This window comes from candidate division KSB1 bacterium, assembly GCA_034506255.1.
Lineage (GTDB): Bacteria > Zhuqueibacterota > Zhuqueibacteria > Zhuqueibacterales > Zhuqueibacteraceae > Coneutiohabitans > Coneutiohabitans thermophilus.
The window spans coordinates 312,448-328,424 of the sequence record JAPDPX010000003.1 but is presented as its reverse complement, the minus strand read 5'-3'; the positions used below and the strand labels follow the sequence as shown (position 1 = coordinate 328,424).

The 15,977-nt window shown below is 61.2% G+C and carries 14 protein-coding genes; 9 read left to right on the top strand and 5 right to left on the bottom strand.

All coding sequences use genetic code 11. The annotated features are described in order from the left end of the window. Nucleotides 1–32: 32 nt before the first annotated feature. From ONB52_07490 to lysA, 5 genes are all read left to right on the top strand, one after another. Nucleotides 33–1,049, top strand: coding sequence for a fatty acid desaturase (locus ONB52_07490; GenBank protein MDZ7415990.1), 1,017 nt, complete (start codon nucleotides 33–35; stop codon nucleotides 1,047–1,049). Between the two features lie 118 nt (nucleotides 1,050–1,167). Beyond that, nucleotides 1,168–2,607 (top strand): FHA domain-containing protein, encoded by a 1,440-nt coding sequence (locus ONB52_07485; GenBank protein MDZ7415989.1) that lies wholly within the window; start codon nucleotides 1,168–1,170, stop codon nucleotides 2,605–2,607. A 116-nt stretch (nucleotides 2,608–2,723) separates the two neighbouring features. After that, on the top strand, nucleotides 2,724–4,304 hold the full coding sequence (locus ONB52_07480) for a sigma-54-dependent Fis family transcriptional regulator (protein MDZ7415988.1): 1,581 nt from the start codon (nucleotides 2,724–2,726) through the stop codon (nucleotides 4,302–4,304). 281 nt (nucleotides 4,305–4,585) lie between these two features. Beyond that, nucleotides 4,586–6,568, top strand: a complete 1,983-nt coding sequence (locus ONB52_07475) for a SpoIIE family protein phosphatase (protein ID MDZ7415987.1) — start codon at nucleotides 4,586–4,588, stop codon at nucleotides 6,566–6,568. A 147-nt stretch (nucleotides 6,569–6,715) separates the two neighbouring features. Then, complete coding sequence (gene lysA / locus ONB52_07470) at nucleotides 6,716–7,984, top strand: diaminopimelate decarboxylase (protein MDZ7415986.1); 1,269 nt, start codon at nucleotides 6,716–6,718, stop codon at nucleotides 7,982–7,984. 43 nt (nucleotides 7,985–8,027) lie between these two features. Here the strand turns inward: lysA and ONB52_07465 are convergent, their stop codons facing one another. Continuing rightward, a complete protein-coding gene (locus tag ONB52_07465; protein ID MDZ7415985.1) occupies nucleotides 8,028–8,513 on the bottom strand; it encodes an SPOR domain-containing protein in 486 nt (161 codons plus the stop codon). Between the two features lie 79 nt (nucleotides 8,514–8,592). Beyond that, nucleotides 8,593–9,024: an SPOR domain-containing protein gene (locus tag ONB52_07460; GenBank protein MDZ7415984.1), complete on the bottom strand. Its 432-nt coding sequence runs from the start codon at nucleotides 9,022–9,024 to the stop codon at nucleotides 8,593–8,595. Between the two features lie 360 nt (nucleotides 9,025–9,384). Here ONB52_07460 and ONB52_07455 point away from each other — a divergent pair, with 360 nt between their 5' ends. The 4 genes from ONB52_07455 (at nucleotide 9,385) to ONB52_07440 (ending at nucleotide 12,822) form a co-directional block, all read left to right on the top strand. Continuing rightward, nucleotides 9,385–10,245, top strand: a complete 861-nt coding sequence (locus ONB52_07455; protein ID MDZ7415983.1) for a glycosyltransferase — start codon at nucleotides 9,385–9,387, stop codon at nucleotides 10,243–10,245. A gap of 16 nt (nucleotides 10,246–10,261) precedes the next feature. Then, nucleotides 10,262–11,182, top strand: coding sequence for a universal stress protein (locus ONB52_07450; protein ID MDZ7415982.1), 921 nt, complete (start codon nucleotides 10,262–10,264; stop codon nucleotides 11,180–11,182). A gap of 84 nt (nucleotides 11,183–11,266) precedes the next feature. Then, nucleotides 11,267–11,476: a cold shock domain-containing protein gene (locus tag ONB52_07445; GenBank protein ID MDZ7415981.1), complete on the top strand. Its 210-nt coding sequence runs from the start codon at nucleotides 11,267–11,269 to the stop codon at nucleotides 11,474–11,476. A gap of 203 nt (nucleotides 11,477–11,679) precedes the next feature. Then, complete coding sequence (locus ONB52_07440) at nucleotides 11,680–12,822, top strand: ImmA/IrrE family metallo-endopeptidase (GenBank protein MDZ7415980.1); 1,143 nt, start codon at nucleotides 11,680–11,682, stop codon at nucleotides 12,820–12,822. Between the two features lie 149 nt (nucleotides 12,823–12,971). Here the strand turns inward: ONB52_07440 and ONB52_07435 are convergent, their stop codons facing one another. The 3 genes from ONB52_07435 to ONB52_07425 all read right to left on the bottom strand — a co-directional run bounded on the left by ONB52_07435 (nucleotide 12,972) and on the right by ONB52_07425 (nucleotide 15,871). After that, the gene (locus tag ONB52_07435) at nucleotides 12,972–13,361 is read right to left on the bottom strand and encodes a hypothetical protein (protein MDZ7415979.1); all 390 of its coding nucleotides are present in this window, start codon (nucleotides 13,359–13,361) and stop codon (nucleotides 12,972–12,974) included. Between the two features lie 68 nt (nucleotides 13,362–13,429). Beyond that, nucleotides 13,430–14,512 (bottom strand): redox-regulated ATPase YchF, encoded by a 1,083-nt coding sequence (gene ychF, locus ONB52_07430; GenBank protein MDZ7415978.1) that lies wholly within the window; start codon nucleotides 14,510–14,512, stop codon nucleotides 13,430–13,432. Nucleotides 14,513–14,689: 177 nt separating this feature from the next. Then, nucleotides 14,690–15,871, bottom strand: a complete 1,182-nt coding sequence (locus ONB52_07425) for a DUF2914 domain-containing protein (protein ID MDZ7415977.1) — start codon at nucleotides 15,869–15,871, stop codon at nucleotides 14,690–14,692. Between the last annotated feature and the right edge of the window lie 106 nt (nucleotides 15,872–15,977).

The following is a 15,977-nucleotide window of genomic DNA, read 5'->3' as shown; positions in this document are numbered from 1 at the left end:
CACCAACCACAAACCAGCGAAACAGGTATCGAATGAACACGCAGAGAGCAGGTTTCACCCATTCGCGAAGCCGTGAACCCCATCGTGAACGGACCAAGGAAATCCTGAACCGGCACCCGGAAGTCCGGCAGCTTATCGGAAAAAATCCCCATACCTTCCTGATCATTTGTGGTATCGTAGGGCTGCAGCTTGTGAGCGCCTACGTGATCAAAGACCAGCCCTGGTGGGCGGTGTTGCTGCTGGCTTACACCATCGGCGCCTTTGCCAACCACGCCCTGTTTGTCATGATTCACGAGTGCGCACACAACCTGATCTTCGAAAGGAAGGCCTTCAACAATTTGGCCGGCATCCTCGCGAATTTGCCGATCGTCGTGCCCAGCGCCATCTCATTTCAAAAATACCATCTCAAACATCATGCCTTTCAGGGTGTGTATGAACTCGATGCCGACCTGCCGAGCCACTGGGAGGCCAAACTGATCGGCAACTCCTGGTGGGGCAAGGCGCTGTGGCTGCTGTTTTATCCGTTTTTTCAAGCCACGCGGCCGCTGCGCCTGAAGGAGCTCAATCTGTGGGACGGGTGGAGCATTTTCAACCTGATCGTTCAGCTTGCTTTTGATGCCGCCGTGTTCGTGTTCTGGGGGCCGGGGGCTTTCTTCTACCTGCTGGCGTCGCTGTTTTTCTCCATCGGCCTGCATCCGCTCGGCGCGCGCTGGATTCAACGGCACTACATGGTGGATGAAAAGGGCGTGCAGGAAACCTACAGTTACTACGGCCGGCTCAACGCCCTCGCGTTCAACGTCGGCTATCACAATGAGCATCACGATTTTCCCTCGGTGCCATGGAATAAACTGCCCGAGATCAAACGCATCGCGCCGGAAGCCTATGACAATTTGATTTCGCACCAGTCCTGGACGCGCCTGCTGTTCAAATGGTTGTTCGACCGTGATCTGTCGCTTTATTCCCGCGTGGTGCGCGAAGAGCGCGGCCAGGTCAAGCTCAGCGACGAGGCCCGTCATGACCTCGACCTGATCAAACAGACCGCGGCATGAGCGGGCGCGCTGCCGCCGGCCACGCCACAAGGCGGGCTGTGCCCGCTGTGGCGGTGCAACCGAAAGGCCGGGGAGAGTGACCGGCCTTTCGCATTTTTCCCTGTCCTCCAGAGTGCCCATGCCTCTCCGCGATGACGAACGCACCGTATTGACCACGCCGCGTGCGCTGTTGGTGCGCCTCGAAAAGGGCGAGCTTCGCCACGGCCGGGAACGCTGGACCACCGGCCTGACCCTTGGCCGCAGTGCCGCCTGCGAGATCAGCTTCGTCAATCCCGAAGTCAGCCTGCGCCACGCACAAATCAATTTTGAAGCCGGCCGCTGGTGGCTCAGCGATCTGAACAGCACCAACGGCACATTCCTGAATGGCCGCCGCATCGACCGGGCGGCATTGCCCGCACATGCCGAGGTGGAGCTGGGCCGCAACGGACCGCGGCTGCATCTGGAACTTGAGCCACTCGGCGCAGCCGGGGAACAGCCACCTGCTGCCCCGCCCTCCCTGACGCAAATTGGCAGGCGCTACTTCACTCTTTCGCTGCCCGGTAAAATCGGCGAGCATACGCTGCTCATTCGCCAGGCCTTCCAACGGGTGCGGCGGCAGCACGCGCGGCGCTACTGGACGATCATCGGAGTCATCGCCACCCTGCTGCTGGCGACAAGCACGGCGCTTTACCATCAAAGCGTGCGGCTGAAACGACTGGAACAATTGCATGCCCGCGCGGAAAGCATGTTCTATGCGATGAAAGCCCTGGAGCTGGAGATTGCCAGGCTGGCGCCGCCAGCGGCGGCGCGGCCGGGTGCCGAACTCCGCCGCTTGCAGCAGGATTACAGCGACTTCGTGGCCGAGGCCCTGGGCATCACCCCCGACAAACTCCCGCCGCAAGACTGGCTGATCTACAAAATTGTGCGCGATTTCGGCGAGTGCGACGGCAGCATGCCGGCGGCCTTTAAGCAAACGGTGCACGCCTACATCGCCAAATGGCAAAGCACGCCGCGCTTGCGCCAGGCGCTCGCCCGGGCGCGGCAAATGGGCTATCCCGCCCGCATCAGGAAAATCATGCGACAGCACGGCCTGCCCCCGCAATTTTTCTATCTCGCCCTGCAGGAGAGTGACTTTGACGTGACGCGCTGCGGCCCCGAGACCGTCTACGGCATTGCCAAGGGCATGTGGCAATTTCTGCCGGCCACTGCCAGGGATTACGGCCTGCGCGTCGGCCCCCTGCAAGGCTATCCCGAGTTCGATCCCCAGGACGAACGCCACGATTTCGAGAAAGCCACCGTCGCGGCCGCCAAACATCTCCGCCTGCTCTATGACACCAAAGCACAGGCCTCCGGCCTGCTGGTGATGGCCTCCTACAACTGGGGGCAGGGCAATGTGCTGGCGCGCATCGAGCGCATGCCCAACAATCCGCGGGAGCGCAATTTTTGGCGGCTGCTGACCACCGAAAAGATTCCGGCAGAAACCCGCGATTATGTGTTCTACATTATCGCTGCCGCCGTGATCGGCGAAAACCCGCAGCTCTTCGGTTTTGATTTCCCGAATCCTCTGCGGGAGGATTGATCACGCCCCCCTGCCGTTGGTTATCTCTCCTCTGCCTCCCCGACTCTCCTTCCGGCGCGGGCAGACGGGCCGTGAGGGGATGGCCGGCGGGTACCACCGCGGCCGGTGTGCCGCCCGTGTTCACACTTGCATTTCGCCCATGTCGTGCCTATACTTTTGCCATGCATGAATCGGCAGCTTCTCCGCAAATCTGGCAGCTCGAGCGCGAAATCTTTCAGCTTCGCACGCTGCTGGAGGTGGCTCGCGCGCTGGGCGAGTGCCGGGAGAGCCGTGCCATTTACAGCGAAGTGCTGGCGATTCTCGCGGGCACCTTCGGTGCCCGCCAGGCCGTGGCGGTTTCGCAAAACCAGGACGGCCGCTGGCAATGCATGGCCAGCCGCGGCGAACTGACAGCGGCGGCCGTCACTGGCGCGCTGCAGCAGGCGGGCGTGTTCACGCTGGAAAAAATTCTCGCCGAGTTGCGCCGGCTGATCGATCCGGGGCGCGGCCTCGAACATTTTGCAGTGGCGAACTTCGCCACCTGGCGCAACCAGCGTGGCGGGGCCTTCCTGTTGGGCCCGCGCTTGCTGGGCGAGCCTTATGCCGAGGCCGATCGCGAACTGCTCGAAGCCGTGGCCGGCTTCACCGCCCGCGCTTTGGAAAACCTGCAGCTTTACGAAGCGCTGCAGGAGGCCCAGGAAAAACTCCGTCTGGAGAATCTCGCGCTGCGGGAGGCCGTCAGGCGGGATTTCAGCGATTCGGCGCTGCTCGGCCAGAGCGCTGCCATGCAGCAAGTGCGGCAGCAGATTCGCAATTTTGGCCGAAGCGAAGCCAACGTGCTGATTACCGGCGAAACCGGCACCGGCAAGGAGCTGGTGGCGCGCGCGCTGCACCATCACTCCCTGCGCGCGGACGGCCCGTTTCTCGGCGTCAATTGCACCGCCATCCCGGAAAACCTGGTGGAGACGGAGTTCTTCGGCATCGAGGCCGGCACCGCCACCGGTGTGAGAAAACATGTGGGTTTGTTTGAACAGGCCCACGGCGGCACGCTGTTCATCGATGAGGTGGGCGACATGCCGGCGGCTTCGCAGGCCAAATTGCTGCGCGTGTTGCAGCAACGCAGCCTGCGGCGCATCGGCGGTGACCGCGAGATTCCCGTGAATGTGCGGGTGATTGCCGCCACCAACAAGAATCTCGGCGAGGCCATTGCCGCCGGCACCTTCCGCGAAGATCTGTTCTATCGCCTGGCGGTGCTGGAACTGCGCCTGCCGCCCCTGCGTGATCACCGCGAGGATGTGGTGCTGCTGGCGCAGCATTTTCTCGGGGTGTTCGAACAAAAACTGCGCCGCAAGACCGGCGGCCTTTCGCCGGCGCTGCTGCAGCATTTGGAAAACTATCACTGGCCCGGCAACGTGCGCGAGCTGGAGAATGAAATGGAACGGCTGGTCACACTGGCGGAGGAAGGCCAGCTTCTGCTGCCGGAACATCTTTCGCCCAAGCTGCGCGGCGCCGGCCGGCCGCCTCTCCCGGCGCAACCGGCAACCCTGCGCCTGCGCGATGCCGTCGATCAGCTCGAACGCGAGATGATCACTGCGGCGCTGGCACGCCATCACGGCAACAAGAGCCAGGTTGCGCGCGTTCTCGGTCTGAGCCGCCTGGGGCTGCAGCAGAAAATGCTCCGGCTGGGCGTGGCGGATCCGCAGCGGGACAAACAGTAGCCGGCATTGCCCCGTTGCAATCCCTGATCTCACGCGGCGGCGTGGTGTCCTCTCATCAGAACCCTCCGCGGTGAGGGAGTCCGGCAGGCGCCCGAACAAGTTTTCGCACCGCAAGAAGCGCAGTGGCATGACCTCTCAAAAGCTTTCCTTTGCGTCGCGGCGGCGCGCTGTTGACCTGTGTGATGCGATGGTGTTCCGCGCCTGAAAGGTTCGTTGTCCGCCGGAGAGACCGGGAATGCCGTTGATCTACCTCCGGCGTGATCGGTGTCTGAACAAAACCCATGAAAATCCGCTCCAAACTGCTGCTCGCCGTCCTGCTCGAAATCGCGCTGACCATCGTCATCGTGATTCTGTGGGCCTATCAGGGTGCGCAGGACGAACTGGAGCAGCTTGCGCGCGATCTGCTGCGCGCCCAAACCGATTTCGCCTATGCGCTGTGCGACCGCTACAACCAGCGTTACGGCAGGCCGACCGAGGAATTGAAGGAACAGCTCAGTGCGGTGCGCATTGCGGTGGATGGTTACCTCGTTGCCCTCGACAATTCCGACACGCCGGACAAAGGCAGGCTCATCGTCCACCCCACCAATGCGGGCGACAACCTCAACAATCCGCGCTTTCCGCACATTCAGCGGATCATCAACCGCATCGACCAGGCCGGCAAGCCCGACCGCTATTCCGCCTACGATGAGTATCATCAGGAAACCGGCGCACGCGGCCGGCAGGGCGAGCGCAAGATTGCCTACTACATGTACTACAAGCCGTGGGACTGGATTCTGCTCGCCTCCGCCTACGAGCGCGATCTTTTCCAAAGCGCGGAAGTGGTGCGCCACCGCACCGTCGAAGCCATTGCGGCGGTGGCGATTCTCGCGGTCATCTTCATGACCCTGTCGATCCGCAAGATCCTGGCGCCGCTGCGGCAGTTGAATCAAACCAGCCAGGAGGTTGCCAACGGCCGGCTCGAGGCCACCTTTGCCATCGACTCACAGGATGAAATCGGCGAACTGGCGCGTTCGTTCAACAAGATGCTGCAGTCGCTGCAGCACCACCTGCGCATCACCCAGGAGTTCGAGATTGCGCGGCGCATGCAAACCGAGATGCTGCCCGCCGCGCCGCCCGATCTGCCCGGCCTGCGGCTGGAAGCGGCCTCCCTGCCTGCCACCGAAGTCGGCGGCGACTTTTATGACTTCATCACGCTGGATGACCAGCGGCTGGCGATCATCGTCGGCGATGTGTCGGGCAAGGGTGTGTCGAGCGCAATGGTGGTGAGCGCGGCACTTTCGGCCATTCGCTTCGCGGCGGAGGGACATCAAACCCCGGCGGAGATTCTCGCGCTCGCCAACCGCCGGCTGGCGGTGGATCTGCAGCGCGGCATGTTCGTCGCCGCCTTTTGCGGCATCTTCGATTTGGCGGCCGGCCGCCTGCTCTATGCCAATGCCGGGCAAACCCTGCCGATTCTCTACCGCAACGGCGAGGCCACGCTGCTGCCCCCACCGGAAGAGGGCGACCGGTTTCCACTCGGCATCAACCGGCAGGTTGCCTACGGCCAGCGTCATCTCGATCTGGCCGCCGGCGATCTGCTCGTCTTCTACACCGACGGCATCGTGGACATGATGAACCCCGAAAACGAGCCCTACAGCTTTGACCGCTTTTGTGCCGCGGTGCAACGCCACGCGCGCGCCGCCCACAATGGCCTCATTCCGGAGTTGATCAGGGACGCCGAGGCCTTCGCCGGCCGCCGTGATCATTCCGATGATCTCACCCTGCTGGTCGCCCGCTACGAAGGCGTGCCGGCCACGGTGCGGCGCTTCGAAGAAAACGGCCGCCGCGCGGCGGTTGCGGAGCAGCCCGTCGAAATTCGCCTTTCTCTGCCCTCGCAACCGGGCTTTGAGAAACTGGCGATGAATGCCGCCGCCGAGCTGGCGCAGCAACTCGGGTTTCCGGCAAACCGGGTGGAAGATTTGCGCAGCGCCGTGGCCGAAGCCTGTTTGAATGCCATCGAACACGGCAACAAGCTCAATCTCATGAACCGTCTCGATGTGCTGCTCAAGCCCGGCGCGGCCGGCCTGACCGTGCAGGTGATCGACAATGGCAGCGGCTTCGTGCCCGAAATGCCGGCCACGCTCAGTCTGGAGCGCAAGATCAGCGGCGAGGAAAGCCCGCGCGGTCTGGGATTGTTTTTGATTGCCAGGCTCGTCGATCATGTCGAGTACAAGGTGCTGCCCACGCTCGGGCACGTCACCACGCTGCGCCTCGACAAAACCTGATTCCCGGCGCTGCGGTCCCGCCGGTGATGATCGCCGCCTGAACAATGGCCTCGTGATCCCGAACCCGGTGTGCTGGGCAAGCTTGCAGCGGGCGATGAGGTTGAATTGAACGTGCCGATTGGATGGTCATCATTCCAGGATCATGCCATGCAGCATTTTCACTATGTGGATGCCCAATTGTGCTGTGAAGAAGTTGTGCTGGCGGAGGTGGCGGCCAGCGTGGCAACGCCGTTCTACCTCTACAGCCGCCGCACCTACCGGGAGAATTTTGCCGGAATCGACGCCGCCTTCGGCGATCATCCCCACCGCATTTGTTACGCGCTCAAGGCGAATTCCAATCCCCACGTGTTGCGCGATTTTGCCGCCCTGGGCGCGGGCGCGGATGTGGTCTCGGTGGGCGAGCTCGCGCTTGCCCGACAGGCCGGCATTGCCGCCGACCGCATCGTGTTTGCCGGCGTGGGCAAGCGCGATGATGAAATCATTGCCGGGTTGCAGGCCGGCATTCGCGGTTTCAATGTCGAATCCGAGGCCGAGCTGGCGGTGATCAATGCGCTGGCGCGGCAGCACGATCGCGTGGCGCCGGTGGCCCTGCGGGTCAATCCCAACATCGACATTCACGGCCATCCCTACATTTCCACCGGCCGGCAGGCGGACAAGTTCGGTGTGGAATTGCCGCGCGCGCAGGCGCTGCTCGGCCGGCTGCACGAGTTTCCGCATGTGCGTCTGGTGGGCTTGCACATGCACATCGGCTCGCAAATCACCGAAACCGCGCCCTTTGCCGCGGTGGGCAGGGCCATGGCGGAATTGGCGCGGCAGGCGCTCGCCCTCGGCCACCGCCTGGAATATCTCGATGTCGGCGGCGGGCTGGGTGTGATCTATGAAAACGTGATTCCCCTGGCTGCGCAAACCGCGCCAACCGCGGGGCTGGCGCTCGCGCCGGCGCAGGTGGCGGAGTTGCTGCTGTCACCATTGCGGTCCTTCGGTTGTGAAATTCTCTTTGAGCCGGGCCGCGCCCTGGTGGCGACCAGCGGCGTGCTGGTCACGCGGGTGTTGTATGTCAAGGAAACGCAGGGCAGGAAATTTCTGGTGGTCGATGCCGGCATGTCAGAGCTGATCCGGCCGAGCCTGTATCAGGCGCATCATCAAATCGTGCCACTGCGCTTCACCGCAGCCGCGCCGGAGAAGTATGACGTGGTGGGGCCGATTTGCGAGTCCGGGGATTTTTTGGCGAAGGAGAGAAATTTGCCGGCCGTGCAGCGCGGGGATTTGCTGGCGGTGATGACGGCCGGCGCATATGGTTTCTCGCTGAGCTCGAATTACAATGCTCGGCCGCGGCCGGCGGAAGTCATCGTTGACGGCCGTGAGATCCTGCTCTCGCGGCCGCGCGAACGGCTGGATCAGATTTGGGTGGCATGAAGTCGGGTGGGTACAGGACGGGGTTGTGCGCGGGCCGGCCGCCTCACTCCGGCGGCGGCGGGATGCTATCGTCACCGGGACCGATGACCCGCGCCGTGGTGAAGCCCTTTTCATGCACCAGCCGCAAAGTGCGCCGCGCGCGCCCCTTGGTGGCATAGGTGCCCACACACACACGCCACTCGCCATCATACTGATACACGAAATTGTTGATGCGCTTCATGCGCAGTTGATAAGCGAGATGATCGGCATCGAGGCGGTTGTGGAACGCCTTGACCAGCACGGAGTAACCATACTCGCCGAGCGGGCCGGACGGCGGTTCCAAATCACTGTCGCCGGGAGGCTTTGGGGGGCGATGCTCCGGTGGCCCGGCCGGCGTTTCGGAATCAGGTGCGCCGGTCGAGACGCCATCCCGCACGGACGGCGGATTTTGCCCGCGATCAGTGCACGCCGCCAGGAAGAGCAGCGCCACCACGACAAGTGCGAAATATCTCATTTCGGGTTTGGAAACGAGCGGCAGCACAATCATCATATTTGGCCCACGGTATTGCGCTGGAGCAGACCTCACGAGCGCCGAAGGATTGAGAGGAGCAGTTTAAAACCCACCGCTGTTACAGAGAACCATGGCATTCAATTTCTTTGTCGCCGGATTTGCGAATCTCGGCGTTGGTGTACCCAAAATCAGCCACCAACTGATTCAACATTTTTTGCGCGGGCTTGGCATCCCAATAACGTCCGACGGATACGACCCAGCAGCCGTTCTTTTGTTGATAACAATAATTGTGAATATTGTAGCCGCGCAGTTTTTGTGAGAGTCCGAGGGCTTTGCTTTCATTGGAGAACACACCAACAACAACGGTGTATTCATTCGGACCGGGCATGCCTTGGGTGTAGATGGGTTGCTGGCAGCCGACGAGGGACCGGCCGTCGGGCTTCGCGGCGTCACCGCCGTGTTTTGTGTCTTCAACGACACAGATGCAGGTGTTCCCAAATCCCAGGAGCAGGGCCATCATCAAGATGGCGAACAGCGGCTTTGTCTTCATGTCCTTCCGTTTCAGCGAGTGGCCAAATCCCTTTGTTGCTGTGCAATTTAGTCAAAAAATCCTCCGGGCGCAATACCATTCTCCAGCGCGGCGGCCTTCGTTGCACATGCCGGGCTGCGCGGCCGGGGCGCACCGGGCGCAAACCGGCGCAATCATGGTCATGAAAGCTGCGATGATTTGTGCAGGCGGGCGGCCACTCACCCGCCCGCGGACTTTGTCTGCGTTTGCAGCGAACTCATCGCACGACGGTTTTCTCCTGGTGAGGCAAAATCCAGAGCGTGATGCCACGCGCCGGCAGGCCGGACGATCGGAACGGTTGCACATTATGCCGGAATGGCGGCCGTCGGGGAGAGAGCAACCATGAGCGGCACACCGTTGATCTCCGTCATCATCCCAACTTACAATCGCGCGGCCTTCCTGCAAGAGGCGGTGGCCTCGGTGTGGGCGCAAACCGAAAGGGATTTCGAGTTGTTGATCGTCGATGACGGCTCCACCGATGAGACGCCGCAACTCTGCACCGCCTGGGGAGCGCGGGTACGTTACCTGCGGCAGCCGCGGCGCGGCGTGTCGGCAGCCCGCAACCACGGGGTGCACGCCGCAGCCGGCCGCTTTATCGCCTTTCTCGATTCGGATGATTTGTGGGCGCCGAACAAACTGGCGCGGCAGCGGCTCTGGCTGGAGCAGCATCCCGGCGTGTTGCTGTGCCATACCAACGAAATCTGGATTCGCAACGGCCGCCGGGTCAATCAAAAAAAGATTCACCGCAAGGCCGGCGGCTGGATTTACCCGCTCTGTCTGCCGCGCTGCGTGATCAGTCCCTCGGCAGTGTTCCTGCGGCGCGAGCTGTTGGAAGCGACGGGCGAATTCGACGAGGACCTGCCGTTGTGTGAGGATTACGATCTGTGGCTGCGCGTGACAGCGCATCACGAAGTCGGCTTCCTCGACGAGGCGCTGGTGATCAAACGCGGCGGCCATGCCGACCAGCTTTCGCGCAGCGAATGGGGGCTGGATCGCTACCGCGTGCGGGCGCTGCTCAAAATGCTGCACCAGGGCGGATTGCGGGCGGAGTGGCAGCAGGCAACTCTTGCAATGTTACTGCAAAAATGCCACATTCTGGTGCAGGGATACACCAAGCACGGCCGGACACTGCCGGCGGTCTACTATGCTTATTTGATGGAAACCTTTGGTGCCGCGGCCGCCGGCGAAGTTTTGCAACGATGAGCAGGTGAGGTGCGACATGATTCAAATACGCGAAATTCTGATCCCAACCGACTTCCGTGAGCCGCCGGCGGCCGCCATTGGACACGCCGCGATGTTGGCCGAGCGATTCGGTGCCCGGCTGACCATGTTGCATGTGGTCACTGCCAGGGAGCACAACGCCGTGGCGGCTTTTCCGGAACTGGATCCCGCCTGTGCCGCGGAGGAGGAGGCCGCGGAAGAGGAGGTCGCAGAGCGCCTGGGGTTGCAACCCTCGCAACGGCTGCAGGTGCGGCGCGAGCTGCGCCACAATGCCCATCCCGCCGAAGAGATCACGCGCTTCGCGGCGGAAATGCAGGCGGATTTGATCGTGACCGGCACTCATGGCCGCACCGGCCTGAGTCATCTGATCCTGGGCAGCCTGGCCGAAGATTTGATGCGCACGGCCAACTGCCCGGTTCTGGTGGCGCGCACCGCCGGGCCCGGCGCCAGCGGGGAAGTGATGCCTTATCTCCAAATCCTCGCACCCATCGATTTTTCCCCGGACAGCGAAAAAGCAATGCGCTACGCCCTCGCGCTCAGCCAGTTGTTCCGTGCCCAGCTTCATATTCTGCACGTCGTCGACTTGCCGGTTTATCCCGCACACTATGCCGTCAATCACGCGCTCGCCGAAGAGTTCAGCCGCGATTTCATCACACTCTCGCACGAGGAAATCGAACGCTGGCTCACCGGCTTCGAACAGAGGCCGCGCCACTGCCAGACCCATGTGCAGGTGGGACGGCCGTATCATGAAATTGTCAAATTTGCCGCCGCACAGGATATCGATCTCATCGTGATGGGCACCCGCGGTTTGAGCCGGCTGCAGGAGTTTTTTCTGGGTGGCAACACTGCCCGGGTGATCCGGCATGCCCCCTGTCCAGTGCTGGTGGTAAAATTACAGGAGAGAGATTTCGTGCACTGACGGCCCGGCCAGCGGTGGCGGCCAGACCTGGCGGCTGCGCTGCCCGTGCAGCAGTGAAGGCATCACCCTTTTGCGGAGACGTTCATGCAATACGGCACCGTCAAAAAATGGGACCCGGCCAAGGGTTTCGGCTTTATTACCACCGATGAAGATGAGGATCTCTTCGTGCACGTGAATGATTTGGATGCCAGCGTGCCGGGCCGCCAGCTCAAACCCGGCCAGCGCGTGGGTTTCGATGTCCGGCGGGAAATGAAGGGCGATCGCGCCGTGCGCGTGCGGGTGATCAAGGGGTAGCGGCAGGGTGCCCGCTTGCTCATTTCATCCCCATGCAGTTTGACGAGACTGCTGCGCAGGGAATGGCTGTGCTTGATCTGTCAGATCACTTCGGCTCTGATTGTATGAGTCAGCCACAGGCAGGTCTCTATTGCAGATCTAGGGTGGCCACCGGGGCACATGCTGTATCTTGCCAAATTCATGCTAGCAGGAGGGGAGTGAAGATGAGATTGCCGGTAAATACCGGCGTGCTTGCCTGGGCGCTTAAGCGTTCGGGCCGGGATCAAGAGTTGTACACCAGCTTTCCGCGTCTTTCAGAGTGGTTGAGGGGTGAAGCCAGCCCGACTCTTCGCCAACTCGAGGCCTTTGCAAAGGCCTCTCGAGTGCCATTGGGATACTTGTTACTCGAAGCCCCACCCGTCGACCCGCTTCCCATTGCTCTCTTTCGCACAAAACGAGAAAAAGACACGCATCCCAGCGTGGCCAGTCCGGAACTTGTTGATACAGTGCATTTGATGTTGCGGTGCCAAGCCTGGTTTCGTGAGCAGCTTGTCGAAGAGGGGTGGGAACCGCTGCGGTTTGTTCGCTCGGCAAAGCTCACCGCCTCTCCCGAGGAAGTTGCACGCCAGATGAAAGAGGTTTTGGGATTGGGCCCAACGTGGATTGCCGATCATCGCAACTGGACGGACGCACTGAAGGCTTTGATTGACAAGATTGATCAGGCCGGGATTCTGGTGGCTGTCAGTGGCATTGTGGGCAACAACACACACCGCATTTTAAAAGTCGACGAGTTTCGCGGCTTCGTTCTGGTAGATGAATATGCTCCGCTCGTGTTTGTCAACGGTGCGGATGCCAAAGCCGCGCAAATGTTCACACTGGCGCATGAACTCGCCCATATCTGGTTCGGCCAAAGCGCTGCGTTCGATCTGCGGGATCTGGAGCCGGCACCGGATAAGATCGAACAGACTTGCAACCGTGTCGCGGCAGAATTCCTCGTTCCTGCCGCGCTGTTGCGCAGGTTCTGGCCCTCGGTTCACAAGACGAGCAATCGTTTCCAAGTTATTGCTGAACAATTCAGAGTTAGCGAGATCGTGGCCGCCCGTCGCGCCCTTGAGCTCAGCCTCATCACGAAAGAAGAGTTCTTGAGATTCTATCTTGCCCAAACCAAACGCGAACGCCGGTCACAACAAGGTGGTGGCGACTTCTATGCAACTCAGAATCTTCGTATCGGAAGGCGTTTTGGAGAGGCCGTCGTACGTGCTGCCCGGGAAGGTCGCTTGCTGTATCGCGAGGCCTACCGCCTGATTGGTCTTCACGGCCAAAGTTTTGACCGCTACGCAGAGGCAATCTTGGGGATGCCGGCATGAATGCAATGACCACTTAGTCCTGGATGCCAATGCATTCATCGGCGGCGCGTCGGTATTATGCCTTTGATATTGCGCCGCGATTCTGGGAGGCGCTGGTGGAGTATGCTGAGCGAGGGCGCTTGATGAGCATTGATCGTGTCAAATTCGAGTCAGATCGCGGCAGGGACGAATTGACACGATGGGCTAATGATCAATTTCAACAGTGGTTTCACCCCACCGATCGTGACGATGTGCTGGTCGTCTACCGTCAAATCATGCAATGATCGCAAAGCCAGTCCCAATTTACTGCAGAGGCGAAAGCGGATTTTGCTGACGGCAACAACGCCGATGCCTGGCTGGTGGCCTTTGCCCGCGCCGAGAGCACAATCTTGGTCAGGCATGAACAATATAATCCCGATCTGCGACGGAAGATCGCCATTCCCAATGCCGCCCGGCCATTCAACCTCAAGTGCGTAGATACCTTTCAAATGCTTCGTGAGCTTGGTATCCGGCTGGGCTGATTGCTTCTTTGCGCTCTCCGCCTTGGGCCACAGAACCATCGGGGAATAACCAACGGGAGAATGATTCTATCACGTGCGGATGTCTGGAATTGGAGCAGCACTCGCCCCTACACGTTGAACCGAATGTTCAGAATATCACCATCCTTCACCACGTAATCCTTGCCTTCCAGCCGCAGCAGGCCCTTCTCCCGGCAGGCATGCAGGCTGCCCTGCGCAATCAAATCGTCATAATGCACGGTTTCCGCGCGAATGAAACCCTTCTCCAAATCGGAGTGAATCACGCCGGCGGCCTGTTGTGCCCGGGTGCCGCGCCGGATGGTCCACGACCGGCACTCGTCCTCGCCCACTGTGAAAAATGAGATCAAACCGAGCAGCTCATAGGAGGTGCGAATGAGTTTGTGGAGTGCCGGCTCGGTGATGCCGAGATCCGCCATGAAAGCCGCCGCGTCCTCCTCGCCCAGTTCCGAAATTTCGCGCTCGATTTCCGCACTCAGCGAAGTCAGCGCGCAACGCGGGGCGACCTGCGCCGCCAGGCCCTGCTCAATGGCGGCCGCCCGGGCGATCTCGCCTTCCGCGATGTTGATGACGTAAAGCAGCGGCTTGAGGGTGAGGAACTGATAGCCGCGAATCATCTTCTCCTCCTCGGCCGTCAGCTCCAGCTCGCGCAGCGGTTTCTCCTGCTCCAGTTGCTGGTGGAAACGCTGCATCAGGGCCAGTTCGCGCACCTGCAGCTCATCCTTGCTCTTGGCCAAACCCTTTGTCAGACGCTCCAGGCGGCTTTCGACCACGGCGAGGTCGCTGAGCAGAAATTCGCTGTTGATGAAATGCATGTCGCGGGCGGGATCGATGCGGTTGAGTGGATGGGGCACACGGTCATTCTCGAAGGCCCGCACCACCAGCATGATGGCGTCCACGTTCTTGAGATTGGCGAGAAACTGCGGGGTCAGCGCCAGCGGCTTGTCGCCGCTGCTGTCCATGCCCTGGACTTTGACGTATTCGATGACGGCATTGACCTTCTTTTTGGGGTTGAACATGGCGGTCAGCCGGTCAAGGCGGACATCGGGCACTTTCACCATGCCGCGCTCCATCTCGGGCTTGTGAAAGGCGCCTTCTTCGCTCTTGTGCTTCAGCAGCGTGGAGAAAATCGTCGTCTTGCCGGCAAAGGGCAAGCCTGCAATTCCGATTTGCATGGGATGATCCTGAATGAGTGGCGGTTCATGCGTGCAGCGGCAAGATAGCAAAGCCTGCCCGCCAAAGTCAAGGCGGGCTGTTGATCCCACGGCCAGGTGTGGAGTGGCGCAGGCATCTCTGCCGGCAGACAAGAGGTCCGGGCTGCGTCCCCACACGCAACTGAGGGATCATGCGGGCTACAAATAATCCGTGGTGAACCGGGTGGGCCGCTCTTTGGCTTCGTACACTTCAAAGGGAATGCGGCCGAGCAGGCGCCCGTTTTGGGTGCGTACTTCGACGCGCCAGGAGCCGGGCTCGGCGTTGCGCTTGCGGGTGTACCAGCGCCAGCCGCCGTCGCGGCCGCCGTGCGCCTCATAGGAGATCGCGTCGCGCGTCACCCAGTCGCCGGCGGCGTTTTTCTTTTGCCAGTGATGCACGATGCGCTGTTTCAAAGCGGTGGGCGCGAACACCGCGGCGAAACAATAAATCGTGTCACCCGGGGTGTAGGCAAAGTCCCGGTCGTCCTTCTTGAACACCTGCCACCAGCGCGGCGTGGTGTACTTGACTTCATAGCGGTCAGCGACCCGCCGCACGCTGCGGTAGATGCCGCCCTCCTTGAGCGCCAGCGGCACAGGCGGCATCCAGTTGAGAAAATAGAAGAGCACCTGTGCGGCGAAGATTGCGAGCGGGGGCCACAGCAACCGGTGCAGGTCGTTTTTCATCCCCGCCAGGGCTTTGCCGTAGATGGCGAACCAGAGGCCGGCAATCAGCACCAGGCTCAACACCCCGCTGGCGAGAAACATCAGCGAATTCATCACACGCGTCACCACCGGCAGGAAGAAGGTGAGAAAGGCAAAGCAGCAGAAAAAGTAGATCGCAACCAGCAGGCGCAGGTGGCGCAGACGGTGGAAAAAAAACTCGTTGAGCAGCAGCAACGCCACCAGCAGGCCGATGAAGAGGTAGGAGGTGAAGACCGCCGCGCTCTTGAAGTAAAACACCACGTAGCTCGACAACAGACTGCCGAAGAGGAAATGTAGACCGAAGGTGAGCCAATCATGGCGCTGTTCCAGCCAGAGCGGGAAGCGGTGCCCGCGCTGCATCCGGCCCAACACCACGAGCAGCACGCCGGCGAACAGGGTGTAGAGCAACAGGATGAGGTTGTCCAGCCAGGCATCGATGCGTGTCAGCGTCAGGGAATCGTAGAGGAAACCCGCGACGAAAGCGGTGACAGGGATATATTTTTCGTAACGCCGGTACGTGCGGCCGGCCTTTTGCGCGAACTGCCGCGCGTATTGCTGTTGTTGCCGGCAAAACGCCTGCCATTTCAGGCGGCCCGCCGCCAGGCGCTGCCGGCACCAGGTGATCTGGCTTTCGAACATTTTCTCCCTCGCAGTGATGGGCGCGGTTGCACGCCGGTGCCTGCCAGCCTCCGAAAAAGCGCTTGCGTCTCAGACAGGCTGGCCGTACATTGCCGACGTCAAGGTA

Bases quoted from the DNA above. Each gene is read 5' to 3' on its own strand.
- ONB52_07445 (MDZ7415981.1), top strand. From the start codon at position 11,267: ATGCAATACGGCACCGTCAAAAAATGGGACCCGGCCAAGGGTTTCGGC.
- ONB52_07485 (MDZ7415989.1), top strand. From the start codon at position 1,168: ATGCCTCTCCGCGATGACGAACGCACCGTATTGACCACGCCGCGTGCG.
- ONB52_07455 (MDZ7415983.1), top strand. From the start codon at position 9,385: ATGAGCGGCACACCGTTGATCTCCGTCATCATCCCAACTTACAATCGC.
- ONB52_07490 (MDZ7415990.1), top strand. From the start codon at position 33: ATGAACACGCAGAGAGCAGGTTTCACCCATTCGCGAAGCCGTGAACCC.
- ONB52_07460 (MDZ7415984.1), bottom strand. From the start codon at position 9,024: ATGAAGACAAAGCCGCTGTTCGCCATCTTGATGATGGCCCTGCTCCTG.
- ONB52_07425 (MDZ7415977.1), bottom strand. From the start codon at position 15,871: ATGTTCGAAAGCCAGATCACCTGGTGCCGGCAGCGCCTGGCGGCGGGC.
- ONB52_07450 (MDZ7415982.1), top strand. From the start codon at position 10,262: ATGATTCAAATACGCGAAATTCTGATCCCAACCGACTTCCGTGAGCCG.
- ychF (MDZ7415978.1), bottom strand. From the start codon at position 14,512: ATGCAAATCGGAATTGCAGGCTTGCCCTTTGCCGGCAAGACGACGATT.
- ONB52_07435 (MDZ7415979.1), bottom strand. From the start codon at position 13,361: ATGGTTCTGTGGCCCAAGGCGGAGAGCGCAAAGAAGCAATCAGCCCAG.
- lysA (MDZ7415986.1), top strand. From the start codon at position 6,716: ATGCAGCATTTTCACTATGTGGATGCCCAATTGTGCTGTGAAGAAGTT.
- ONB52_07475 (MDZ7415987.1), top strand. From the start codon at position 4,586: ATGAAAATCCGCTCCAAACTGCTGCTCGCCGTCCTGCTCGAAATCGCG.
- ONB52_07440 (MDZ7415980.1), top strand. From the start codon at position 11,680: ATGAGATTGCCGGTAAATACCGGCGTGCTTGCCTGGGCGCTTAAGCGT.
- ONB52_07465 (MDZ7415985.1), bottom strand. From the start codon at position 8,513: ATGATGATTGTGCTGCCGCTCGTTTCCAAACCCGAAATGAGATATTTC.